Genomic DNA, 23,673 nt, shown 5'->3' on the forward strand with positions numbered 1-23,673 from the left:
GCTCATCGCGTGATATGATTCGCCTCTAATGCATCCCTGAGCCCGCGCTGCTGCAAACGGAGAGAACTGGAGAGGGACCCGGCCCGATGACGTTGCGATCGCTGCCCGACAGGAGGCCGTTCCTGACCGCCGCGCTGGCGCTTGTTGCGCTGACGGCTCTGGCGGCGGCCGCGATTTCCGCCGAGCAGCGGGCAAAGGATCTGTTCGGCGCCAAGAAGCTGCCGGCCGTAGCACCCGCGCAGTCCTTCGGCTTCTACTCCAAGGGTTGCTTCACCGGCGGCGTGGCGCTGCCGATGGACGGACCGACCTGGCAAGTGATGCGGCCTTCGCGCAACCGCCGCTGGGGCCACCCGGCAATGATCGGGCTGATCGAGAGGCTCGCGCGTGATGCTCACTCGGATGGCTGGCCCGGTTTGCTGATCGGCGACATCTCGCAGCCGCGCGGCGGCCCGATGCTGAGCGGCCACGCCTCGCACCAGATCGGCCTCGATGCCGACATCTGGCTGACGCCGATGCCGGCGCGCAGGCTGACGATGGCGCAGCGCGAGAGTATGAGCGCGACGCTGATGGTCGACGAGAAGACGCATCTGGTGAAGGACGCCCTGTGGACGCCGCGACATACTCAGTTGCTCAAGCGCGTGGCGAGCTATCCGGAGATCGAGCGCATCCTGGTCAACCCCGGCATCAAGAAGAAGCTCTGCGACACCGTCACCGGCGATCGCTCCTGGCTGCGCAAGATCCGGCCGTTCTGGGGCCACGACTATCATTTCCACATGCGCATCGGCTGTCAGCCGGGCTCGCCCGGCTGCAAGGCACAGGAGGCGACGCCCGACGATGACGGCTGCGGCAAGCCGCTCGCCTGGTGGTTCACCGAGGAACCTTGGCGCCCCAACAAGAACCCGGATGCGCCGAAGGCGCGCGACCTGATGACGATGGCCAATCTGCCGAAAGAGTGCCAGGCCGTGCTCGCCGCGCCGGACGCGCCTTCGTTGGAGGCGGTAACCTATGACGGCGGCGCGGCAGCGGTGGCGGCGGCCAAGCCGGAGGCGACCGCGCCGGCGGAGACGATCTCCAGCGGGAATGCTGTGCTTCCCGCAGCAGCCAGCGCCTTCGCGCCCACCCCCTCGCTCGGCATTCCGCTGCCGCGGCCAAGGCCGGGGAACTGAGCCCGAGGCCAATCGCCAGACGGGCCAATTGTCGAAGTTGGCGCTGCCGCTCCCCGTCACTCTACGGGGAGAGGATGCCGGCAGGCAGGTGAGGGGCAGCGCAAAGGCTGAAAGGGTGAGCAAGGGCGGCCCAGACGCCGAAGCAAATGACCTTGGGCCAAACCGGCTTTCCCTTTTCAAGGTCATGCGCTAGTCAACGAACAAACAGCGGCACATGTCCGGAACAGGGACAATCAACACCATGGCAGACGACGACACAGCGCTGCGGTTTCCGGTCCTGATCGGCGACATTGGCGGCACCAATGCGCGGTTCTCGATCGTGCTCGACGCCAATTCCGAAGTGACCGAGCCGCAGATCGTCCAGACGGCCAATTTCGCGACCATCGACGAGGCGATCCAGGCGGCGGTGCTCGATCGCTCGTCGATCCGGCCGAATTCGGCGGTGCTGGCGGTGGCGGGGCCGGTCGACGGCGACGAGATCGACCTCACCAACTGCCCGTGGGTGGTGAAGCCCCGCCAGATGTTTGCCACCCTGGGTTTGAGCGACGTCGTCGTGCTCAACGATTTCGAGGCGCAGGCGCTGGCCGTCGTGGCGCTTGGCGAGGAGCATATGGAAAAGATCGGCGGTGGCACGCCGGAGCCCAATGCCAGCCGGGTGGTGCTCGGTCCGGGAACCGGGCTCGGCGTCGCCGGGCTGATCTATGCGCTTCGCCACTGGATACCGGTGCCAGGCGAGGGCGGGCATATGGACATCGGCCCGCGCACGCCGCGCGACTTCGAGGTTTTCCCGCATATCGAAAAGATCGAAGGCCGCATTTCGGGCGAGCAGATCCTGTGCGGCCGCGGGCTGGTCAATGTCTATCGCGCCGTCGCCAAGGCCGATGGCAGGCCGGCGCCCTTCACGACCCCGGCCGAGGTCACCGCCGCAGCGCTTTCCCAATCCGATCCGGTGGCGGAGGAAGCGCTGGAACTTTTCGTCACCTGCCTCGGCCGCACGGCGGGCGATCTGGCGCTGGTGTTCATGGGCCGCGGCGGCGTGTTTTTGACCGGCGGCATCGCGCAAAAAATCGTGCCGGCGCTGAAAGCCGGCAATTTCCGCGCCGCCTTCGAGGACAAGGCGCCGCACAGCGCCCTTATGCGCGCAATGCCGGTCTATGTCATCACCCATCCGCTGGCGGCGCTTCTGGGCCTCGCCGCCTATGCCAGGACGCCGTCGCTGTTCGGCGTGCAGACAGCCGGACGTCGCTGGCGGGCGTGATCTTTTCGCTTCGGCTGATCTCTCCCGAACCACGCCCAAGGGCCATGCTCTGAGCCGCGACGAAGTTTCGCCATAGGCAAGCCGCGACCGGGACGTTAAGAGGGTGCCGAAACCAGTCTGGCCCTGCGAGAACCACGAAGCGCTCCCGATTTGACAATTCAAAATCCACTCAAACTGAAAGTTCAGCCCGCTGAAGTCTCGGCGGTGCTGCGCCGCATCCTGGCTGAAAACGGCGATGAATACCGCTGGACCTATGTCGTTGCCATCGTCTGCCTGCTGATTGTTGCCGGCACTACGGCCTTCACGGCATGGATCATGGCCCCGATGATCAACGGGATATTCGTCGAACGGCGCGGCGACATGATCGTCTGGATCTGCGCCGGTTTCCTGGGAGCCTCCCTGCTGCGCGGTTTCGCCGGTTACGGCCAGGCAGTCGCGTTGGCCAAGATCGGCAACAATCTGGTCGCGCGCTACCAGAAGCGCACCTTCGACCACCTGATGAAGCTCGGCGTCAACTTCTTCAACGACACGCGGTCCGGCCGTCTGGCGGCACAGGTCAACGAAAATGTCGGCGGCATTCGCGATCTCCTGTCGCTGACGCTGACCTCCATCAGCCGCGACGCGGTCTCGCTGGTTGGCCTCGTCGGCGTGATGATCTACCAGGATCCGGTGTTGTCGCTCAGCTCGCTGCTGATCGGGCCGCCGCTGATCTGGGCCGTCATCTACATCACCCGCCGACTGCGGCGTATCAACAGGGAATCCGTACTGATCAACTCGCGGCTAAACGGGTCGGTGCAGGAGGCCACCCAAGGCATCGCCATCGTCAAGGCCTTCACCCTGGAGCACGAGCTGGCGCGGCGCATCGGCATCATGGCCGATACGGCCGAGCAGCGTAACAACAAGATCGCCCGGGTCTCGGAGCGACTGTCCCCGATTTCCGAGATTCTCGGCGGTCTCGCCGTCACCGCTGTCATCGCCTATTCCGGCTATCGAGCGCTGGTGCTTGGGGAGCCGCCCGGCGCGGTGTTTTCCTTCATCACGGCGCTAATCTGGGCCTACGATCCGGCAAGACGCCTGGCGCGCACCCAGGTCGGCATGGAACGCGCGCTGGTCAATGCGCGCATGATCTACGAACTGCTCGACATCGAGCCGCAGCAGGGCGACGCGCCTGGCGCCATCGAGGCGAAGATCACCAGTGGCGAGGTGCGCTTCAACAATGTCACCTTCGGTTATACCGGAGACATGCCGGTGCTGCGCGATCTGAGCTTTACCGCCGCCGCCGGCAAGCTCACGGCCATCGTCGGCGCTTCCGGCGCCGGCAAGTCGACACTGGTGGCGCTGCTGCAGCGCTTCTACGACGTCGGCCGCGGCAGCATCGAGGTCGACGGCCAGGACATCTCCAAGGTGACCAAGCAGTCGCTCCGCGGTTCGATCGCCTATGTCTCGCAGGCACCCTATCTGTTCGAGGGCACGATCCGCGACAACATCCGCTACGGCCGGCTCTCGGCGACCGATGCCGAGATCGAGGTTGCGGCAAGCCAGGCGGCTGCCGACGAGTTCATCCGCCAGCAGCCGCAGGGCTACGATACGCCGGTCGGCGAAGGCGGCTCGACCCTTTCCGGCGGCCAGCGCCAACGCGTGTCGATCGCCCGCGCCATAGTGCGCCAGGCGCCGATCCTGCTGCTCGACGAAGCCACCTCGGCGCTGGATAACGAGGCGGAAGCGCGCGTCCAGGAAGCGTTGACCCATGTCATGCAAGGCCGCACCACCATCGTCATCGCGCACCGGCTGTCGACGGTGGTCAATGCCGACCACATCATCGTGCTGGAAGAGGGCCGGCTGGTCGAGGAAGGCACGCATGCCGCGCTGATGGCCGACCCGCACAGCGTCTATGCCCGCTTCCACCGGGTGCAGGGCAAGCGGGGGCTGGGGCTTGTCGACGACGCCAAGCCGATCCAAACTCCGGTCACACGCAGCCGCGCGAGAAAGACGGTCGGGAGAGAAGCATGAGCGAAGCGGGCGATATGGGCCTGGTGGTGGTCGGCGCCGCCGGCCGCATGGGGCAGACGCTGATCCGCGCCATCCACACCATGCCCGGCGCGCGCGTCGCCGGCGCGGTCGAGCGCCCGGGCTCGCCCCATCTGGGCAAGGATGCCGGCGAGCTTGCCGGCCTCGGCATCATCAACGTGCCGGTCGTCGACGACCCGCTGCCGGCCTTTGCCAAGGCCGACGGCGTGCTCGATTTCACGGCGCCCGGCGCAAGCGTCGAATTCGCCGGCTATGCCGCGCAGGCACGGATCGTCCATGTCATCGGCACCACCGGCTGCTCGGCCGACGACAATGAAAAGATCGCCGCCGCGGCGCGCCACGCGACCATCGTCAAATCCGGCAATATGAGCCTCGGCGTCAACCTTTTGGCAGTGCTGGTGGAACAGGCCGCGCGTGCGCTCGAGGCCGATGATTTCGACATCGAGATCCTGGAAATGCACCATCGCCACAAGGTCGACGCGCCGTCCGGCACGGCGCTGCTGCTCGGCGAGGCGGCGGCGAAGGGGCGCGGGATCGCTTTGCAGGACAACAGCGTGCGGGTGCGCGACGGCCATACCGGCGTGCGCAAGCCAGGTGCGGTCGGCTTCGCCACCTTGCGCGGCGGCTCGGTGGTCGGCGACCACAGCGTGATCTTGGCCGGCACCGGCGAGCGCATCACGCTGTCCCACCAGGCCGAGGACCGGGCGATCTTCGCCCGCGGCGCCGTAAAGGCGGCGCTTTGGGCCCGCGGCAGGAAACCGGGCCTGTATTCAATGCGGGACGTGCTCGGCCTGAGCTGAGGCGGTCCTTTCAACTCATCCCAGAGGAGCAAACATGTCGGGAACTCTCGTGCTCGTGCGCCATGGCCAGAGCGAATGGAACCTGAAGAACCTGTTCACCGGCTGGCGCGACGTCGACCTGACCGAGCAGGGCCGCGCCGAGGCCATTGCCGCCGGCGAAAAGCTCAAGGCGCGCGGCCTGAAATTCGACATCGCCTTCACCTCGGCGCTGATCCGGGCGCAGAAGACCTGCCAGCTTATCCTCGACGTGGTCGGCCAGAGCGATCTGAAAACAATCCGCGACCAGGCGCTCAACGAGCGCGACTATGGCGACCTCTCCGGCCTCAACAAGGACGATGCGCGCAAGAAATGGGGCGAGGAGCAGGTGCATATCTGGCGCCGCTCCTATGACGTCTCGCCGCCCGGCGGCGAAAGCCTGAAGGATACCGGCGCGCGGGTGTGGCCCTATTATCTGCACGATCTGCAGCCGCATGTGCTGCGCGGCGAGACGGTGCTGGTCGCCGCGCACGGCAACTCGCTGCGCGCGCTGATCATGGCGCTGGACGGCAAGAGCGGCGAAGAGATCGTCAAGCTGGAACTCGGCACCGGCGTGCCGGTGATCTACAAGCTCAACGCCGATTCCACCGTGGCGTCGAAGGACGTGCTGGAAGGGTGAGCCGGCACGTCGGCGGTGGTTCTTGCTTGAACATGATCTTTTCCGAAAACCGGTTCCCACTTTTCGGGATCATGCTTGGAAAAGCGCGTTGACAGCAATCGTTTGCCCGCTTACATGACCCCGCACCAGCCCAGATGGCGGAATTGGTAGACGCGCACGGTTCAGGTCCGTGTTCCGCAAGGAGTGGAGGTTCGAGTCCTCTTCTGGGCACCAAATTCCCGTTCAGACGTTCTGACGCGATGAGCAAAAAGCCCGGATTTTCCGGGCTTTTTTGTGCCCTGCAACTCGTCTCGGGTTGAACCGTTCCTATCTTGTCGTTAACCCGAGGTTCCGTGATGCCCAAGCCATTCAAGGAATGGAAGGTTCTGCCGCATGGCGGGCTCACTCCTGTCGACGATAATATCTTGACGGTGACCGGCGACATACCGATGCCCGTCGGCAACATGAAACGGCGTATGACGGTGGTGCGATTGCGCGACCAACGGCTCGTCATCTTCAGCGCCATCGCGCTTGACGACGAACAGATGCGCGGGATCGAGGCCTTCGGCGAGCCGGCTTTCCTGATCGTCCCTAATGATCATCACCGGCTCGATGCAAAGCCATGGAAGAACCGCTATCCCGCTCTTCAGGTCATTGCACCGCCGGGCGCGCTTAGCAGCGTCGAGAAGGCGGTACATGTCGACGCGGCACGCGGCGACTTTGGCGATCCCGACGTCAAGTTCATCACCGTCCCCGGAACCCGCGATCGCGAAGCGGCGCTGCAAGTTGACGGACCAAACGGCACGACGCTCGTTCTCAATGATATCGTCGGCAACATCCGCGATGCGTCCGGCTTTGCAGGTTGGGCATTGCGCATGATGGGATTTGCCGGTGATGAGCCCCATATACCCTGGCCGGTCAGGCTGACGATGGTCGGCGACAAGGCGGCACTGGCAGCGCAATTGAGACGATGGGCGGAACAGCCGGCGCTCAAGCGCATCCTTGTCTCGCATGGCTCCGTCATTACCGATGATCCGCGGGGGGCGCTGCACAAGCTGGCGACGTCGCTCGGATAGCGGTTGGAATTGCCGGTTACGCCCGAGGATGATGAAGCGCGGAGGGCCGTCAACCAACCTCCCCTTCCGGCCAGTTCGCGAACAAACCGCTTCAAACCGCGCGACCGCTTCGCTACGGTCGGCACCATGGCACCCACCGTCAGCCCGACCATCGCCGCGCGTCGCGACCAGATGTTTCCCATCCTGGCCGATGCGGATATCGACCGCGTGCGCCGGTTCGGCGAGGCCAGCACCTATGCGGCGGGGGAGCGCATCTTCACCGCCGGCACTGTGGCGCCGGGCCTGGTCGTAGTGCTGTCGGGCAAGGTCGACATCACGCAGGATGGGCTCGGCCGGCGCGAGACGATCATCACCTACGGTCCGGGCAATTTCATCGGCGAGCTGGCGCAGCTTTCGAACCGGCCGTCGCTGGTCAGCGCCGAGGCCGTCGAGCCGGTGGAGGCGATCGTCATTCCCTCGCAGCGGCTGCGCGACCTGATGGTGCAGGAGGCCAATCTCGGCGAGCGCGTCATGCGGGCGCTGATCCTGCGTCGCGTCGGGCTCCTGGAAAGCGGCATCAGCGGACCGATCATCATCGGGCCGCCCGACAATGGCGACGTGTTGCGGCTGCAGGGATTTCTCACCCGCAGCGGCCTGCCGCACCGGGCGCTCGATTCCGACACCGACCCGTGCGCGAAAACGCTGATCGAGCGTTTCCATGTCGATCCGCACCATTTGCCGATCGTGCTCTGCCCGAACGGCAAACTGCAGCACAATCCGGGCGAGAACGAGCTTGCCCGCTGCGTCGGCCTGCTGCGGCCGGTCGATGCCGACAAGATCTATGACGTGGCCATTGTCGGCGCCGGGCCGGCGGGACTGGCGGCGGCCGTCTATGCCGCCTCCGAAGGGCTGTCGACGATTGTGCTCGACTGCCGCGCCTTCGGCGGCCAGGCCGGCGCGTCGGCGCGCATCGAGAACTATCTCGGCTTCCCGACCGGGATAACCGGCATGGCGCTGATGGCGCGCGCCTACAACCAGGCGCAGAAGTTCGGCGTCGAGATGGTGATTCCCGACGAAGCCAGGCTGCTCAGCGCCGCCAATGACGGGGCCGGCTACAGGCTCGATGTCGGCGACGGCGAGATGGTGCGGACGCGCACCGTGGTGATCGCCAGCGGGGCGCGCTACCGGCGGCTCGATGTCCCCAACCTGGCGCAGTTCGAAGGCACATCCGTGCACTACTGGGCCTCGCCGATCGAAGCGCGGCTGTGCAGCGGCCAGGAAGTGGCGCTGGTCGGCGCCGGCAATTCGGCGGGACAGGCGGCGGTCTATCTGGCCAGCCAGGTGCGGAAAGTAACGCTTCTGGCGCGCGGCGGCAGCCTCAACGCGACCATGTCGCGCTATCTGGTCGATCGCATCATGGCACAGCCCAATGTCGAGGTGCTGACCGGGACGGAGGTCGAGGCGCTGGAAGGCCACGACGGCAATCTCGGTGAGGTGCGCTGGCGCAACCGGATAACCGGCCTGGAGACGACGCGCCCCATCCGCCATCTCTTCCTGTTCATCGGCGCCGACCCGAACACGGATTGGCTGGCGAAGTGCAATGTAGCGCTGGACGCCAAGGGTTTCGTGCGCACCGGGCCGGACGTCGCGCCGGGACATGGCCCGATGGAGACCAGCCGCAGCGGCGTGTTCGCCATCGGCGACGTGCGCTGCGGCTCGACCAAGCGGGTCGCGGCCGCCGTCGGCGAAGGCGCCCAGGTGGTGGCGGCACTGCATGCCTATCTTGCACAGAGCCGCGGCGCCGCTCAACCCGAATTGGCGAGGAGATCGTGATGGACGAATGCCGGCACACGCGCGACATCAAGGACGTGACGCCGAGCGCGCTCGGCTGCGAGGAATGCCTGAAGAGCGGATCGATGTGGGTGCATCTCAGGCTCTGCCGCAGCTGCGGCCACGTCGGCTGCTGCGACGACTCGCCCAACCGCCACGCCACCAAACATTTTCACGCCACCAAGCACCCGATCATCGAGGGCTACGATCCGCCGGAAGGCTGGGCCTGGTGCTATGTCGACGAGGTGTTCATCGACCTCGGCGGCGATACGACGCCGCAGAACGGCCCGATCCCGAAGTTTGTTTGAGTTGGGATGGCGACGGACGGCAATGGCTGCCTACCACTTGCCTATTTCACCGAACTGGTGACGGTCCGGTCAACGCCGTCGGCAGCGGATTTGCGTTCGTTGCCGGCCAGCGCGCCTATGATCAGAAGGCTGACGACGACCGGCACAAACAGGATGGCGACGCGGGCCTGCACGTAAAATATGGCGCGCCATTCATTGCGCTTTTCGGGGCTGTCTTTCATCGTGCTCGCTCCGTCTGCGCCTCCCAGGGCGGGAGATAAAGACGAAGCGTTAAACAACCTTTGCCGAATGGGTTAACGAGTTCCGATCTGCTATTGCGAGGTCATGAAAAACGACCGCAAAGACGAGCTTCCCTCCTGGGAGACATTTACGAGCCGTATCGAGGTTCCGCTGGAGGTCTATGCGGAGTTCCTGGCGCTGCTCGATGCACCGCCCAAATCCAACGAGAAATTGTCCAAGCTGATGAGCGCTCCGCTGCCTTGGGAGGGCAAGTGACGCCGCAATAGGCAGCGCCAGCCCCCACTCCGGCCGCTGCGCGGCCACCTCTCCCCCATGTTCATGAGGAAACCCAAGCTTGCGAACGGCGCCGCCTCGGCGATTGGCGTTTCCTCTCCCTCCACGAATGTGGGGAGAGGTGGCTCGGCGAAGCCGAGACGGAGTGGGGGAGCGCCCTATGCTATTGGATGCTGGATGTGCTTTCAGTTCTGACGACAGGCTGAAAGTCCGCCCTCGCCGATCAGCGTGCCGGCAGCCCGAACAACCTGCCGCCCGCCTCCACGACGTCGCCGATGCCGGCAAGCCGCAGGCAATGCCAGGCCATGGAATGGTTCGAGGAGGTGACGGGAATGCCGATGCGCCGCTCCAACTCGGTCACCGCTTCGGCGACGCGCAGGCTGGTGCAGGAGATGAAAATCGCTTCGACGCCGGGCACGGCCGCCATCTTTTCGGCCGCCGCCTCGATCGAGGCGAGCGAGATGCGGGCGGCTTCGCGGTCGTCGCGGCGGTCGAAAGTGGCGACGGCGGCTATGTCGAGGCCGCGGCCGCTGAAATAGGCGACGAGGCCTTCATTGATCTGCGGCGAATAGGGTGTCAGCAGGCCGATGCCCTTGACGCCGAGCGCCTTGAAGGCGGTGAGCGCGCCGGTGACCGGCGTGGTGCAGGCGACGCCCGGCCGCGCCTTGCGGATCTCCGCGAACACGGTTTCCTCGCCGAGCGTCATGGTCGCCGACGTGCAGCCGAAGCCGACGACGTCAAGCGGCATGCCGGGCAGGATGAGGTCGACGCAAGGCGCAAGCCGCGGGCCGATGGCGCGCAGCGTTTGCGGCGTGATGTCGTTGTCGTTGAAGACGCGCGCCTCGTAGAAGGCGACGCCCGGAATGCGGATCAGCGCGCGGAATTCGTGCTCCAGCGTCTGGTCGCTGGCCAATATGGCAAGCCCGATCGCCGCCCGCGAGGCGAGGCCGCCGTCCAGTTCCGACGGCAGCACGCCGAGGTCGACCGGTTTGGGATCGACCGGAGCCGATGGCGCAAGAACGGCGGCGTTGGCAGGCATGGCGTTCCCTTTCTCGTTCGATCCAATTCCTGGCGGATCATACTCTCAGTTCAAAAGACCATCCATGGAAATGGCCGGCTGGCGGCCGGCGACCAGGTCGGCGGTGATGCGGGCGGAGCCGTGCGACATGGTCCAGCCGATATGGCCGTGCCCGGTGTTGAGGAAGAGGTTCTTGTAACGCCGGCGGCCGAACTCGGGCAGATTGTTGGGCGTCATCGGCCTCAGGCCCGCCCACATCTCGGCGCGGTCGTAATCCGCGCCCTCGGGATAGAGGTCCTCGGTGACGCCTTTCATGAAGGCGAAGTCGGCCGGCTTGTGGCTGGTGTCATAGCCGGCGAACTCGGCCGTCGCGGTGACGCGCAGCCGGTCGCCGAAGCGCGAGACGGCGACCAGATTGTGCTCGTCTATGCATGCGATCGTCGGCGGGTGCGGGCGGTTGCCGATCGGGATGGTCAGCGAATAGCCCTTGATCGGATAGATCGGCAGGCTGATGCCGATCGTCCTGGCAATCAGCGGGCTGTAGGAGCCGAGCGCCAGCACATAGGCATCGCCCTTGAAGGCGCCCTTGTCGGTCGTCACCTGCGCGACGCCGTCGCCGGATGTCTCGATGCCGGTGATTGTGATGCCGGTGCGGATGTCGCCGCCGCGCTCGACGACCTTGGCGGCCAGCGCCCGGGTGAACTTCGCCGGGTCGCCGGTCTCGTCGGTCGGGCAATGAATGCCGCCGGCGATTTTTTCGCCGGTGGAAGCCAACGCCGGATCGAGCGCGACGATTGCGTCCCGATCGAGCACCTTGATCAGTTGGCCGTCGGATTCCAGCAGCTTCATATGCTCGATGCCTTTGTCGAGCGCCTGCTGGCTGCGGTAGAAATAGAGAATGCCGCGATCGTTGCGGTCGTAGTCTATTCGCTCATCGGCGATGACCTCGTGCAGCACACTCTGCGAATAGACGGCGAGGCGATGCTTGAGCAGCGTGTTGCGCCTGGCCTTCTCGGCCGTGCATTCCATCAGGAAGAGCCACGACCAGCTGTAAAGCCTGGGATCGGCCGAAAGCTTGAAGCGCAGCGCCTGATCCTTCAAAAAAAGCGATTTCAACAGGATCAGCGGCGCGCGGGGCGACGACCAGACAAAGGAATGGCCGGGCGCGATCATGCCGGCATTGCCCCAGCTGGTCTCGGCAGCGACTTGCGGCTGGCGCTCGAGGATGACGACCTCGTGCCCGTCCTTCTGCAGCTGATAGGCTGTGGTGACGCCGACAACGCCGCCACCCAACACGATCACGCGCATGGCGCCTCCGGAGATCGCAAGACAGTGCACTTTAGGATCTAATCTGAAATTGCAAAGTCCGGACGTTTGGGCCACGGCTTGGAGGCTCAAGTTCTCTTCCGGGCGGCATTTATTCGACCGCCAACGCGCCAGCGACCTTACTCTGCTGAAAGTCCCGCCGCCGCCAGGACATCGGGATCTGGCGTCACATGCGCGTGGGGCTTGCAATAATTTGGAATGATGGCTCGGTAGCCGAGCCAGCGCCCAAGCGGCTCGAGGATCGCGAGCGCCACCCGCTGGATGGCCGCCGGCGGCTGCGTGAACACGATGACGTCGGCAAACTCCCTGGCGATCACCGCCGCCTGAAGTGGGAAGGGCCTCCCCTTCCGGTCCACCCGGCCATCGTTGGCGAGGCCGAACAGCATGCCGATCAGCAGTTCGAAGCGATCCGGGTCGATGTGCTCAGCGCCCTTTGCCCGCTCGACCTCGACCAGCACATGCGCCTCGTCCGTCTTGCTGCCATTCCACCAATCGTGCGCTACCCCTGCCTCGACGGTAGCGGACTGTCCCGGTCCGAGCGACTGGATCTGGCCAGCAATCCGGGCATCGAGTCGACCTTTCAGGACGGTGAACTTCTCGACGATAAAGGGATGGAAATGCTCGCCCACGACCGCAGCTCCCGGCCGAGCCATAAGATGGGCAATGCCAGGTCCTTGGCCGCGATCCTCGGTGCCGCGCAGGATCACCGCATATTCGCCAGTGATCTTGTTTTCGTAGACGTCCCCGCACCGCGACATGAGATCAGCTCGTAGCGTCAGAGGCAGACAAGCTCAGCGGTCAATGCTGTTACATTAGCATGAAAGCAGCCCGTCGTGTATCGGCCCGGTCGATACACGACGAGGGCGAGCCGCTCAGAGCGCCAACGCCTGATCCAGATCAGCGATCAAATCATCGCCATCCTCGATGCCGGCCGACAGCCGCACCAGCGAATCGGAGATGCCGATGGCGCCGCGCTTTTCGGCGGGAATAGAACCATGCGTCATCAGTGCCGGGTGCTCAATCAGGCTTTCGACGCCGCCGAGGCTTTCGGCCAGCGTGAACAATTGCGTGCGTTCGAGGAAATGCTTGGTGCCGGCAAGGTCGCGGTCGAGGTCGACCGAGATCATGCCGCCGAAGGCATGCATCTGCTGAACGGCGACGGAATGCTGCGGGTGGCTGGCGAGGCCGGGATAGATGACACGGCGCACATCCCTGCGGGTCTCCAGCCATTGCGCGATCTTGAGGCCGTTGGCGGAGTGGCGCTCCATCCTCAGCGCCAGGGTCTTGATGCCGCGCAGCGCCAGAAAACTGTCGAAGGGCCCGGAAATGGCGCCAATGGCGTTTTGCAGGAATTTCAACCGGTCGGCGAGATCCTTGTTGTCGCCGACTATCGCCACGCCGCCGACCATGTCGGAATGGCCGTTGAGGTATTTCGTCGTCGAATGGACAACGATATCGATGCCGAGCTCCAGCGGCCGCTGGATATACGGACTGGCGAAAGTGTTGTCGGCGACAGAGACTAGGCCCTTGCGCCTGGCGAGCGCGGCAGCGCCTTCGAGGTCGACGATGCGCAGCAGCGGATTGGTCGGCGTCTCGACCCAGAGCAGTTTTGTTTCCGGGCGGATCGCGGCTTCGACGGCGGCCAGGTCGGTGAAGTCGGCGAAGCTGACCTGCAGGCCCGCCGAGCGCTTGCGCACCCGCTCCATCAGCCGGAACGAGCCGCCATATATGTCGTCGGTGGCCACCACATGGGCGCCCGCGTCGAACAGCTCCAGCACGGTGCCGATCGCGGCCAGGCCGGAAGCGAAGGCGAAGGCTGCCGAGCCGCTTTCGAGGTCGGCTACTGCGCGCTCGAAGGCAAAGCGCGTCGGGTTCTGGCTGCGGGCGTATTCGAAACCCTTATGCACGCCGGGCGACTGCTGGCCATAGGTCGAGGTGGCGTAGATCGGCACCATCACCGCGCCGGTCAGCGGGTCGTGGCTTTGGCCGCCATGGATGGCGCGGGTGGAAAAGGCCAGGCGGTTCCTGCCGGATACCGGTGCGTTGACGGTCATCTTGCGCGGCGCCTCAAATGGTTGATCAGATCGATGCGGGTTATCAGGCCGACGAACTCGTCGCCATCGAAAACGATAGCGACCTCGTTGCGGTCGAAGACCGGCAGCAGCGCATCGAGCGTCTGGCTGGCCTGCAGCGTGTGCAAGGTGGAGGTCATGGCCGTGCGCACCGGCGCGTTGAAGCGCTCCCAGCGCCCGTCATAGGGGCCGTCGACGCGAGCAAGAATATCGCTCTCGTCGACGATGCCGACCAGCTTGCCGTCGTCGAGCACCGGCAGCTGCGAGACGTCGGAGCGGCGCATTCGGCCATAGGCGTTGAGCAGGCTTTCGTCCGGCCCGACATAGACGATGTCGCCGGTGCGCGGCGAGCGCATGACGAGGTCACGCAGGTCGCCATGCTGCTCCTGGTCGGCGAGGCCTTGCTCGGCCAGCCAGATGTCGTCGAAGACTTTCGACAGATATTTGTTGCCGCTGTCGCAGACGAAGGTGACGACGCGCTTGGCGGACTGCTGCTCGCGGCAATAGCGGAGTGCGGCCGACAAAAGCGTGCCTGACGAGGAGCCGGCAAGAATGCCTTCACGGGACAGGAGATCGCGCACCGCCAGCATGCTCTGCTTGTCAGGAATGGAATAGGCTTTCTTCACCAGTGACAGATCGGCATTGGGCGGCACGAAATCCTCGCCGATGCCTTCGACAGTCCAGCTTCCAGCCTCTACCATCTTGCCGGTCTTGATCAGCGGCGCCAGCACCGAGCCGACCGGATCGGCCAGCACCATCTCGGTCTTCGGCGAGGTTTTCGCGAAATAACGGCCGAGCCCGGTGAGCGTGCCGCCGGAGCCGACGCCGACCACGACCGCATCGATATCACCGTCAAGCTGCGCAAAAATCTCGGGGCCGGTGGTGGTCTCGTGCGCCAGCGGGTTGGCGGGGTTGGCGAACTGGTTGGCATAGAAGGCGCCGGGCAGTTCGGAAGCGAGCTTCTCGGCCATGTCCTGATAGTATTCGGGGTGGCCCTTGCCGACATCGGAGCGGGTCATGCGCACCTCGGCGCCGAGCGCGCGCAGATGCTGGATCTTTTCGCGCGACATCTTGTCGGGCACGACCAGGATGATGCGGTAGCCTTTCGGGATGCCGACCTGGGCGAGGCCGAGGCCGGTATTGCCGGCGGTGGCCTCGACGATGGCGCCGCCGGGCTTCAGCCTGCCGTCTTTCTCGGCGGCGGCGATCATCGACAAGGCGATGCGGTCCTTGATCGAGCCGCCGGGATTCTGGCTTTCGAGCTTGATGAACAGCCGGCATTTGCCGGTGTCGAATTTGGTCAGCTCGACGATGGGCGTCTGGCCGATCAGGTCGAGCACGGAGGCATAGGGCGGACGCAGGCGGGATGTTGCACTGTCGGGTGCGGCGTTTGTCTGCCCGCTCATGTCAGATGCTCCATGGTCAAGCGACCGCCTGACGGCGGCAGCGTAGCCCCTTTTCCAGCCCTTTGCAGTCGGAAAGAAGATAGATCGTGCCAATCGACCGGCCAGATGGAGAATGGAATTTCGCGGGCGCCTAATCTCCCCCCTTGAGGGGGAGATGTCGCCGAAGGCGACAGAGGGGGTCGCCGCGCGTGAAGCGCCAACCCTCATCTTCAGCAGCAGGCCGAGCCCGGTCGAACCGACCCCCTCTGCCTGCCGGCCATCTCCCCCTCAAGGGGGGAGATTACGCCTCAACCGCTGCCTGCCCAGCCTTTCGACGGTCACTGTGTCCTCCTCAGATGGCGGCGGCACTTGCGATCGATCAGCACAGAGGGCCAATCAACGCACCATCTCGTGCGTTGCCGGCACTAATTATGCCATGCTAGCCGAATGCTGCGCGGGGCGAACAGCAATTGCCAAGGAACGGCCGATGAAGATCCTTGCCTATGACAATTTCAAGCCCGGCGTCACCATCGACGATCTGAAACCTTATCTGCGCGACGAAGTCTCGAATGTCTGGCGGCTGTGGAAGGCAGGCATTGTGCGCGAGAACTATGCGCGCGCCGATGTCGGCGGCGTCATCATCGTCTTCGAGCTGGATAGCGTCGAAGAGGCCCGGCGCTACACCGACGATTTTCCGCTGTCGAAGGCCGGGTTCCTGGAGTGGCACTTCATTGCCTTCGACGCGCCGCTGCCGCTCGAATATTTGTTCGATCCGATGGTCGACCTGGCAAAACCCTGGGATCGGACGGCCGCATGATCCGGTCGAGCGAAGGGATCGAAATCCCGGCCAGCCTGGCGGAATGGTGCGACCCCCGCCGCATGGCGCTGGTCGTCTACGACATGCAGGTCGGCATCTGCAGCCAGGTTGAAGGCGCCGCGGCAATCGTCGAGCGCACCGGCATCGTGCTCGAAGCGGCACGCTCGGCCGGCATGCGGGTGGCGTTCACGCGCCATCTTTCCCTGCCCAGGAAATGGATGGGCGCGACGCAATTGCGCACCGCAATGGCCTGGCAGCGGCGCGACAGCCCCGACGCGGTCGAGCCCTGGTTCCTGCCGGACGCCGAAGCGACGCGGATCGTTCCAGACCTTGCCCCGCGCCTCGACGAGGCGGTGTTCGACAAGCTGACCATGTCGGCCTTCGATGCCACCGCGCTCGGCTTTGCCTTGCGCGACTGCGGCGTACGCGCGGTGGCGCTTGCCGGCATCGCGATGGAGATCGGCATCGAGCCGACAGTTCGCCAGGCGACCGACAATGGGTTCACGGCCGTGCTGATCGAGGACGCCTGCGGCTTCGGCAGCCGGGAAGCGCGCGACCGCTCGATGGCGACGCTTCGCTTCCTCGGCGAGGCGATCATTACCGATGTCGCGGCCTTCTGCGACGCGCTTGCCGGTGCGGCTTGAAAGACTTGTGTTGTCAGGCGGCGGTGTCGACATCGGTGCGGAAGCGCACGCCCTCGGCGCGGCCATGCACGCTGCCCCAGTCGTAGAGCGCCTGGAGTGCTGCGGCGAGATCGTGGCCGCGCCCGGTCAAGGCGTAGCGCCCCTTGCCGTCGGGCGCGGTCTCCAGGGCGACAAAGCCAACCTCGACCAGATCGGCCAGGCGCTGCGTCAACATCTTGTCGGACAGCGATGGGATCATGCGGCGCAATTCGGAATAGCGCAGCGGCCGTTCCTTGATGCGCGCCAGGATCACCGTCTTCCATTTGCCGCCAAGCGCGTCGAGCGCGAACTCGACCGGGCAGCCATAAAGTCTTCCGCGTTGCGTCATGCACGCATGGTAGGCAAGGCACCGCCGCCACGAAAGCGGAATTTGCCCGGCCATATGGCGAGGCGACGAGCCGAGGCATCCGGCCTAGACTTTGGACAGGAGGTACCAGGATGAGCGTGCACGATCCCAATCCCGTCAATGCGCGAAAGCCGAAGCGCGTGGCGATCGTCATCGCCAATCCGGCGGTCTCGACCACGACCGGCTGGCCGGTCGGCTTCTGGTGGAGCGAACTCACCCACCCATGGTTCGCCTTCACCGAGCGCGGCTACGCGGTCGAGATTTTTTCGCCGGACGGCGGCAAATGCGAGGCCGACGCGCTGAGCGACCCGCGCGACCCGTCGGGCTATTCCGAGACCGACCTCATCTCGCTCGGCTTCATTTCAAGCCCGAAGCTGGCGGCCCTGATCGACGAGACGCGGGCGGCGGCGGAGATCAAGGTCGAGCGTTTCGATGCGATTGTGGTGGCCGGCGGCCAGTCGCCGATGTTCACCTACGAGCGTGCAACCGATCTGCAGCGGACATTCGTCGCCTTCCACGAGGCCGGCAAGGTGGCCGCAGCGCTCTGCCACGGCACCGCGATCCTGCGCTACGCCAGGCGCGCCGACGGATCGCTGCTTGCCGCCGGCAAGACGGTGACGGGTTTTGCCAATGTCGAGGAAGACTTCGCCGACAACGCAACCTGGGAGATGGGCGCGCTGGAACGCGGCAAGCATCTGATGCCGTGGCGGATCGAGGACGAGCTGAAAGCAATCGGCGCCAACTATGTCCAGGCGGGGCTGTGGCGCGGCTTTGCCGTGCGCGACGGCAACCTCGTCACCGGCCAGCAGAATTTTTCCGGCGCCGAGACTGCGCGGGTGGTTTGCGAAGCGCTCGGCGGTTGAGAGCCAGCCCCTATCCAAGCAACTGCTTGCTGAGCTTCGCGCACTGGACGCGGATGTCGGGGATGGCGTCGATCTCGAAGAAGGTGCCGCGCGTCAGCGGCCCGACGGCGAGGATTTTCGATGAGACGGTGCCGTCGGCCGCGATCAGCTCGCATTTGGCCGATACGTCGAGGCCGAGCCGCAGCGGGTCCGGCCGCGCCAGCCCGCGCTCGACCAGCGAACGCACGACGCCGTTCGAGGTGGCGGCGATATCGCGGGCAATGCCGGTGCAATCGTAGATGCGAGCCACTGCAAGCGTTTCCAGCGCCTGCGTGCCGCGCGGCTGGATCCGCACGCTGAACCCGTCGCCAGGCTCGATGTCCACGACGCGCCCGGCGACGAGGCGGATACGGCCGGAACGCACCGCCTCGGTGACGCGCTCATAAACTTCCGGCGCCATGCGGTGGCGGTGGATGTCCCACCAGGCCTTGGTGTGCTCGACGAAGCGGCGCTTGGCCGAGGACGGCCAGTTTTGCCAGATCTTCTGGTTGAAGGGCCTGAGCCCATCGACCACGTCGCGCCAGTCGATGCCGGCCTTCTGGTTGTCGCGGATCAGGTCGCGGAACCAGCCGACGAAATAGGAAAGCTGGGTGCCGAGCGGAATGTCGGCGACATCGAGCTTGATCGGATTGCCCTTGCGGTGCGGCGAAGGCAGCAGGCCGCGCCGCGATACCGCGACGATCTCACCGCGATGGCCGCGCTGCTCGAGCGAGAGAAAGGCGTCGACCATGCTCAGGCCGGTGCCCAGCACGAGGACCGTGGCTTCGGGGTCGAGCGCGGTGTCGGCCTCGGAGCCCATGCGCACCGCATGGCCCTGGCCGGCGCCCGGCTGTTCGTCATGGCCGGTGGCAAGCACGGCCAGATGCGCGACGACGCTGGTGCCGTTGGCCAAGGCCACCTCGACGCCGGACGAGGTAGGGGTGATCGACAGGCTTTCCTCGCGGATCAGCCGCAGCCGGCCGCTCTCGCGCTCGCGCGCTTCGAGACCGTCGAGCAGTTCCTGCAGGTAGCGGGCATAAAGGCTGCGCGGCGCGTAGAACGGACCCTGATCGGGTTTGGCGAGGCCGCGTTCCAGCAGCCAGCGCGCGAAATTGCCGGGGTCGTCGGCATAGGCGCTCATGCCGGAGGCGCTGACGTTGAGCACATGCGCCGACAGCAGCGTCGAGTAGGCCATGCCCTGGCCGAAATGCGGACGCTTCTCGATCAGCGTGACGCGCAGATCCGGATTTGGCGATTTCAGGAGATGCGCGGCAAGCACGACGCCGCTGGCGCCGCCGCCGACAATGATGATGGAATTGCCGCGTCCAACCATGACTGCGAGCCGCAAACCGTTGATGGTTTTGCGATCAGGAGCGCCGAGGCTTCGGCAAGGCTGCCGGAGCCGTCGGCTTCCGGCCGGCGCCAGGAACGATTGCCGGAAAGCGGGTCTTGTGATCGCGCATCGTTCTCTCTCCCTAATGTTGATAAGATTACTATACTAATCCACCGGCACACGGAACGCGGTTTCAATTCCGCCGCCGTTTGAAGCACGGATTTACCAAGGCCGGGTGACATCTGGAATTTCGTTCGCGGCCGACGATCGCCAGGGCCCGATTGCAGGAACGGATGACCGGGCCAGGTGACACGACCGTGGCTGGCCGCCTCCATCGGGAAGCAGGCGTCAAATGCGCGAGCGGGTCGCCCAGCGCAGTCCGACCAGACCGACCAGCATGGTGACAAGGCCGATGTAGAGCCATTGCTGCTGGCCGGTCATGAAGCTGCCCTGGACGATGCCAAGGCCCTGCAGCGACCACAGCACGCCGATAGCCAGCACGATCAGCGCCAGCAAAGTCCTGATCAATCGCATCAGCCAAATCCCCCGGAAAAGTCGATCGTTCACTGCAAACATACGCGCAACAAAGAAAGCAAAGGAAGCGAAGCAGTCGCCTCCTCTTCTACTTGCGTATTGACGGCCGACCCGATTCACAACGTCCCGCAAATCGGCGCGATGTTCATAAACAATACCCCGGCGCGCTCCGGAAATGTCATGACAAACTGTTTCGCGGCGACTCCAAACGTGTGATGGTGCCATGGAACCGCCAAATCACTGCCGCATTTCCTGCCTCAATCGGCACTTAACCGCGGGCTATCTGTCAACGGAGCCATCCCCAAAAGATGAAGAAAACCAACCGGACCGCGCTTGTCGCGGTGACGATCTCTGCTGGCCTGATGGCTGGCGCCTCCACTGCGTCGGCCCAGTGCGGCCGCGCCTCCTGGTACGCGCTGCATTCCAGGACCGCCTCAGGCGAGCGCATGAACCCAGCGGCGTTGACCGCGGCGCATCGCACCTTGCCTTTCGGAACCAAGCTCAAGGTCACCAACCAGAACAACGGCCGCAGCGTCGTCGTGCGCATCAACGATCGCGGCCCGTTCATCAGGGGACGCGTGCTCGACCTGTCGAAGGGCGCCGCCGGCCAGCTCGGCTTCATCGGCTCCGGCCAGACCGCGGTCTGCATGGCGCGCGTCTGACGCAGTTATTTCCGGACCATGATCTTTTCCGAAAACCGGAATCCGCTTTTCGCCGGCGCGGACCTCCGGTTCGGGATCATGGTCTGGTGTCCGGCAGAGGGAACGGACACAATTCTTTCACACTTCGGCAACGCACATTGAGCCGGCTTTGGCGTTCGGGGCGGATTTCCAACGCTTTGGACCAAAGAAGAGTTGATCACGCCAATTGACGTATTGCGCCGCAACAATAAGTTGTTAACTTCGCTACTAGACATTCAAGGTTCGGCGCTGCCCGTCGTCCCCTTGGCAGCGGAGTACCCGATGTTCTACCAGCTCTATGAACTGAACCATGCGGCGCTGCTGCCCGCGCGCGTCTATGCGGATGCGGTGCGGCTTTTCTACTCCAACCCGCTCAATCCGGTGTCGCACACGCCTTTCGGCCGTTCGGTGGCCGCGGCGGCGGAACTGTTCGAGCGCAGCACGCGCCGCTACGGCAAGCCTGAATTCGGCCTGACCAAGACGGTGGTCGACTGGAAGAGCGTCGAGGTCGCGCAAAAGACCGTCTGGTCGAAACCGTTCTGCAATCTCGTCCGCTTCGAACGCGCCGTGCCGGCCGGGCGCAAGCCCGACCCGAAGCTGCTGATCGTGGCGCCGATGTCCGGCCACTACGCGACGCTGCTGCGCGGCACGGTTGAGGCGATGCTGCCTTATGCCGACGTCCACATCACCGACTGGGTCGATGCCCGCATGGTGCCGCTGTCGAAGGGCAGCTTCGATCTCGACGACTATATCGACTATGTCATCGCCATGTTCCACGCGCTCGGCCCGGATACGCATGTCATGGCGGTGTGCCAGCCTTCCGTGCCGGTGCTGGCGGCGGTGGCGCTGATGGAAAAGCGCGGCGACCCCTTCGTCCCGTCGACGATGACGCTTATGGGCGGACCGATCGACACGAGGCGCAATCCAACCGCAGTCAATCTGCTTGCCGAGGAAAAGGGCAGCGCCTGGTTCCGCGACAACGTCATCATGCAGGCGCCTTGGCCGGTGCCGGGTTTCGGCCGCGAGGTCTATCCCGGCTTCCTGCAGCTTTCGGGCTTCATGAGCATGAATCTCGACCGCCACATCATCGCCCACAAGGACTTCTTCATGCATCTTGTGAAGCATGACGGAGACAGCGCCGAGAAGCACCGCGACTTCTACGACGAATATCTGGCGGTGATGGATCTGACGGCGGAATTCTACCTGCAGACGGTCGACACCGTGTTCGTGCGCCACGCTTTGCCGAAGGGCGAGATGACGCATCGCGGCGAAGCGGTCGACCCGCGGGCGATCCGCAACGTCGCGCTGTTCACGGTCGAAGGCGAGAACGACGACATTTCCGGCCTCGGCCAGACCGAGGCCGCGCATGACCTGTGCGTCAACATCCCGGCCGACAGGCATGCCCACTACATGCAGCCGGCCGTCGGCCATTACGGCGTCTTCAACGGCTCGCGCTTCCGTTCCGAAATCGTGCCGCGCATCGTCGACTTCATTTCCAGCTATGGCCGCCAGAGCCGTGTCGCGGTGAAGCCGAGGCTGGTGCGCACCGCCAAGAGCTGAAGCGAAGCGCCGGCCTTGAGCCAGCCGCCACGCGGCGGCCAAGCATGGCGCCCTGCCCAGGCGCGTTCCCCGCCAAGTTCTGTTGCACAATCGCCGCTGTCGGGATCGCGCAGGTAACCATGCCGCCAAACTAGCCGTTGTCCCTAATTGACACGGAGTGTAAATCCCCTTTAACGTTTCGTTAATAAACAGGGCGGACGGGGGACAATGAACTCCTCACCGATTGAAGGGTTGCTGCGATTGTGCGCGGTCGCAGGGTTGGCGATCTCGGCTTGCGGGACGGCGCAGGCATGGGCGGCCGGCGCCATGGTCACCGGCGGCCTGACGTCGCAGCCGATCGGACATTACGATTTCTGCAAGACGCATGCGGACGAATGCTCGATCCGCCCGGCCGACCTTGCGCCGGCCAAAATGACGGATGGGCTTTGGCGCAAGCTCGCCAGCGTCACCGCCAGGGTCAACGCCGCCGTCAAGCCGATGAGCGATTTAGAAATCTACGGCAAGGACGAGGTCTGGGCCTATCCGGACAAAGGCGTCGGCGACTGCGAGGACTATGTGCTGGAGAAGCGGCGCGAGCTGTACCGCATGGGCATGTCGCTCGCCGACCTTTTGATCACCGTCGTGCGCAAGCCGGACGGCGAAGGCCACGCGGTGCTGACGGTGCGCACCGACAGGGGCGACTATGTGCTCGACAATCTGACCGACAAGGTCAAGGCCTGGGACGCCACCGGCTATCGCTTCCTGAAGCGGCAGGCGATCGACAATACCGGCCGCTGGGTGTCGATCCGCGACGGCCAGCCGGTGCTGGTCGGGGCGGTGCAGTAGGCGCGGGTACGACTCACGCGGCTTCGTCATCCCAGGGCGAAGCAAGGAGCGTAGCGACGCAGCGCAGACCCTGGGATCCATTCCGTGACTGTCGAGTGGCCTCTACTTGTACAGAAATTCTGCTCCGCTGCGCCCTTCGGGGAGGTCACGGAATGGATCCTCGGGTCAAGCCCGAGGATGACGAACAGGGGCTTCGCTTTCTCGAAAAAGCTCGGCGTCCGTTGGCAACTATCCGGGCTTCTATCTGCGCAGCGCAGCCTTTACTGACGCGGTGATCTTCCGCAGCTCAGCCTCGTCCAGCTTCTCGATGCTCTCCGCCAGAAGATTGGCGAGCTCGGTGGCGGCGGGGGACAGGCCGGACGTATCGATCCTGACCCTCGGATGCGAGCTCTCGGCGAGGCGGGCGAGCTCCTCGGCATCGTCCCAAATGATGTTGAAATAGCCGATGATCTTCTGGATCAGCGTCCAGGTCGGCGCGCCGCGGCGGCCATGCTCGAGTGCCGACAGATAGGCGGCGCTGACGCCGATCGCCTCAGCCATCGCCTTCTGGCTGACGCCGCGCTCGCTGCGCAAGGCCCGCAGCTTTTCGCCGAACGGTGTCAAAAGCGCGGCCTCATAGTC

General features: G+C 64.8%; 25 protein-coding genes and 1 tRNA gene. 16 read left to right on the top strand and 10 right to left on the bottom strand.

Going from position 1 to position 23,673, the window contains the following annotated elements; all coding sequences use genetic code 11:
* Window positions 1-86: 86 nt before the first annotated feature.
* The 9 genes from mepA (at window position 87) to FJ974_RS03625 (ending at window position 9,079) form a co-directional block, all read left to right on the top strand.
* Window positions 87-1,166, top strand: a complete 1,080-nt coding sequence (gene mepA, locus FJ974_RS03585) for a penicillin-insensitive murein endopeptidase (protein WP_140537998.1) — start codon at window positions 87-89, stop codon at window positions 1,164-1,166.
* Between the two features lie 241 nt (window positions 1,167-1,407).
* On the top strand, window positions 1,408-2,424 hold the full coding sequence (locus tag FJ974_RS03590) for a glucokinase (protein ID WP_140537997.1): 1,017 nt from the start codon (window positions 1,408-1,410) through the stop codon (window positions 2,422-2,424).
* A gap of 150 nt (window positions 2,425-2,574) precedes the next feature.
* Window positions 2,575-4,434 carry an ABC transporter ATP-binding protein gene (locus tag FJ974_RS03595; RefSeq protein ID WP_140537995.1) on the top strand — a complete coding sequence of 620 codons (1,860 nt, stop codon included), beginning with the start codon at window positions 2,575-2,577 and terminating at the stop codon, window positions 4,432-4,434.
* A complete protein-coding gene (gene dapB / locus FJ974_RS03600) occupies window positions 4,431-5,252 on the top strand; it encodes a 4-hydroxy-tetrahydrodipicolinate reductase (RefSeq protein ID WP_140537993.1) in 822 nt (273 codons plus the stop codon). Before FJ974_RS03595 ends, dapB begins: the two co-directional genes overlap by 4 nt.
* 34 nt (window positions 5,253-5,286) lie before the next feature.
* Window positions 5,287-5,907: a 2,3-bisphosphoglycerate-dependent phosphoglycerate mutase gene (locus FJ974_RS03605; RefSeq protein ID WP_140537991.1), complete on the top strand. Its 621-nt coding sequence runs from the start codon at window positions 5,287-5,289 to the stop codon at window positions 5,905-5,907.
* 128 nt (window positions 5,908-6,035) lie between these two features.
* Window positions 6,036-6,120: transfer RNA gene (locus FJ974_RS03610), tRNA-Leu, on the top strand.
* A gap of 122 nt (window positions 6,121-6,242) precedes the next feature.
* Window positions 6,243-6,962: a hypothetical protein gene (locus FJ974_RS03615; RefSeq protein WP_140537989.1), complete on the top strand. Its 720-nt coding sequence runs from the start codon at window positions 6,243-6,245 to the stop codon at window positions 6,960-6,962.
* A gap of 126 nt (window positions 6,963-7,088) precedes the next feature.
* A complete protein-coding gene (locus FJ974_RS03620; protein WP_140537988.1) occupies window positions 7,089-8,774 on the top strand; it encodes an FAD-dependent oxidoreductase in 1,686 nt (561 codons plus the stop codon).
* Entirely contained in the window at window positions 8,774-9,079 is a 306-nt protein-coding gene (locus FJ974_RS03625; RefSeq protein WP_140537986.1) for a UBP-type zinc finger domain-containing protein, read from the top strand. Before FJ974_RS03620 ends, FJ974_RS03625 begins: the two co-directional genes overlap by 1 nt.
* Window positions 9,080-9,120: 41 nt before the next feature.
* Here the strand turns inward: FJ974_RS03625 and FJ974_RS03630 are convergent, their stop codons facing one another.
* A complete protein-coding gene (locus tag FJ974_RS03630) occupies window positions 9,121-9,300 on the bottom strand; it encodes a hypothetical protein (protein ID WP_140537984.1) in 180 nt (59 codons plus the stop codon).
* Between the two features lie 103 nt (window positions 9,301-9,403).
* Between FJ974_RS03630 and FJ974_RS03635 the strand changes: the two genes are divergently transcribed.
* Entirely contained in the window at window positions 9,404-9,574 is a 171-nt protein-coding gene (locus FJ974_RS03635; RefSeq protein ID WP_140537982.1) for a DUF1778 domain-containing protein, read from the top strand.
* Between the two features lie 241 nt (window positions 9,575-9,815).
* On the opposite strand, the gene FJ974_RS03640 is transcribed toward FJ974_RS03635, so the two are convergent.
* The 5 genes from FJ974_RS03640 to FJ974_RS03660 form a co-directional block, all read right to left on the bottom strand.
* Complete coding sequence (locus FJ974_RS03640) at window positions 9,816-10,631, bottom strand: Asp/Glu racemase (protein ID WP_140537980.1); 816 nt, start codon at window positions 10,629-10,631, stop codon at window positions 9,816-9,818.
* Between the two features lie 45 nt (window positions 10,632-10,676).
* The gene (locus FJ974_RS03645) at window positions 10,677-11,918 is read right to left on the bottom strand and encodes a D-amino acid dehydrogenase (protein ID WP_140537979.1); all 1,242 of its coding nucleotides are present in this window, start codon (window positions 11,916-11,918) and stop codon (window positions 10,677-10,679) included.
* A gap of 137 nt (window positions 11,919-12,055) precedes the next feature.
* A complete protein-coding gene (locus FJ974_RS03650) occupies window positions 12,056-12,565 on the bottom strand; it encodes a cupin domain-containing protein (protein WP_264296801.1) in 510 nt (169 codons plus the stop codon).
* A gap of 243 nt (window positions 12,566-12,808) precedes the next feature.
* On the bottom strand, window positions 12,809-13,990 hold the full coding sequence (locus FJ974_RS03655; RefSeq protein ID WP_140537975.1) for a trans-sulfuration enzyme family protein: 1,182 nt from the start codon (window positions 13,988-13,990) through the stop codon (window positions 12,809-12,811).
* Entirely contained in the window at window positions 13,987-15,414 is a 1,428-nt protein-coding gene (locus tag FJ974_RS03660) for a pyridoxal-phosphate dependent enzyme (RefSeq protein ID WP_140537973.1), read from the bottom strand. Before FJ974_RS03660 ends, FJ974_RS03655 begins: the two co-directional genes overlap by 4 nt.
* Window positions 15,415-15,880: 466 nt before the next feature.
* Between FJ974_RS03660 and FJ974_RS03665 the strand changes: the two genes are divergently transcribed.
* Both FJ974_RS03665 and FJ974_RS03670 read left to right on the top strand, forming a co-directional pair.
* A complete protein-coding gene (locus tag FJ974_RS03665) occupies window positions 15,881-16,210 on the top strand; it encodes a hypothetical protein (protein ID WP_140537972.1) in 330 nt (109 codons plus the stop codon).
* Window positions 16,207-16,854, top strand: coding sequence for a cysteine hydrolase (locus FJ974_RS03670; RefSeq protein ID WP_140537970.1), 648 nt, complete (start codon window positions 16,207-16,209; stop codon window positions 16,852-16,854). The genes FJ974_RS03665 and FJ974_RS03670 overlap by 4 nt, the downstream gene beginning before the upstream one ends.
* Window positions 16,855-16,867: 13 nt before the next feature.
* Here FJ974_RS03670 and FJ974_RS03675 read toward each other — a convergent pair whose 3' ends face one another.
* On the bottom strand, window positions 16,868-17,221 hold the full coding sequence (locus tag FJ974_RS03675) for a winged helix-turn-helix transcriptional regulator (protein ID WP_140537969.1): 354 nt from the start codon (window positions 17,219-17,221) through the stop codon (window positions 16,868-16,870).
* A 110-nt stretch (window positions 17,222-17,331) separates the two neighbouring features.
* Here FJ974_RS03675 and FJ974_RS03680 point away from each other — a divergent pair, with 110 nt between their 5' ends.
* Entirely contained in the window at window positions 17,332-18,102 is a 771-nt protein-coding gene (locus FJ974_RS03680) for a type 1 glutamine amidotransferase domain-containing protein (protein WP_140537967.1), read from the top strand.
* A gap of 10 nt (window positions 18,103-18,112) precedes the next feature.
* Here the strand turns inward: FJ974_RS03680 and FJ974_RS03685 are convergent, their stop codons facing one another.
* Together FJ974_RS03685 and FJ974_RS03690 are read right to left on the bottom strand one after the other, a co-directional pair.
* Window positions 18,113-19,453: an FAD/NAD(P)-binding protein gene (locus FJ974_RS03685; protein WP_140537965.1), complete on the bottom strand. Its 1,341-nt coding sequence runs from the start codon at window positions 19,451-19,453 to the stop codon at window positions 18,113-18,115.
* A gap of 348 nt (window positions 19,454-19,801) precedes the next feature.
* A complete protein-coding gene (locus FJ974_RS03690; protein WP_140537964.1) occupies window positions 19,802-19,987 on the bottom strand; it encodes a hypothetical protein in 186 nt (61 codons plus the stop codon).
* A gap of 308 nt (window positions 19,988-20,295) precedes the next feature.
* On the opposite strand from FJ974_RS03690, the gene FJ974_RS03695 reads away from it, so the two are divergent.
* The 3 genes from FJ974_RS03695 to FJ974_RS03705 all read left to right on the top strand — a co-directional run bounded on the left by FJ974_RS03695 (window position 20,296) and on the right by FJ974_RS03705 (window position 23,052).
* Window positions 20,296-20,649 (top strand): septal ring lytic transglycosylase RlpA family protein, encoded by a 354-nt coding sequence (locus FJ974_RS03695; protein WP_140537962.1) that lies wholly within the window; start codon window positions 20,296-20,298, stop codon window positions 20,647-20,649.
* A gap of 300 nt (window positions 20,650-20,949) precedes the next feature.
* A complete protein-coding gene (locus FJ974_RS03700; protein ID WP_140537960.1) occupies window positions 20,950-22,227 on the top strand; it encodes a polyhydroxyalkanoate depolymerase in 1,278 nt (425 codons plus the stop codon).
* Between the two features lie 207 nt (window positions 22,228-22,434).
* Window positions 22,435-23,052: a transglutaminase-like cysteine peptidase gene (locus FJ974_RS03705; RefSeq protein WP_140537959.1), complete on the top strand. Its 618-nt coding sequence runs from the start codon at window positions 22,435-22,437 to the stop codon at window positions 23,050-23,052.
* Window positions 23,053-23,292: 240 nt separating this feature from the next.
* Here the strand turns inward: FJ974_RS03705 and FJ974_RS03710 are convergent, their stop codons facing one another.
* The gene (locus FJ974_RS03710) at window positions 23,293-23,655 is read right to left on the bottom strand and encodes a helix-turn-helix domain-containing protein (RefSeq protein ID WP_140537957.1); all 363 of its coding nucleotides are present in this window, start codon (window positions 23,653-23,655) and stop codon (window positions 23,293-23,295) included.
* Window positions 23,656-23,673 lie beyond the last annotated feature (18 nt).

This window comes from Mesorhizobium sp. B1-1-8, assembly GCF_006442795.2.
Taxonomy (GTDB): domain Bacteria; phylum Pseudomonadota; class Alphaproteobacteria; order Rhizobiales; family Rhizobiaceae; genus Mesorhizobium.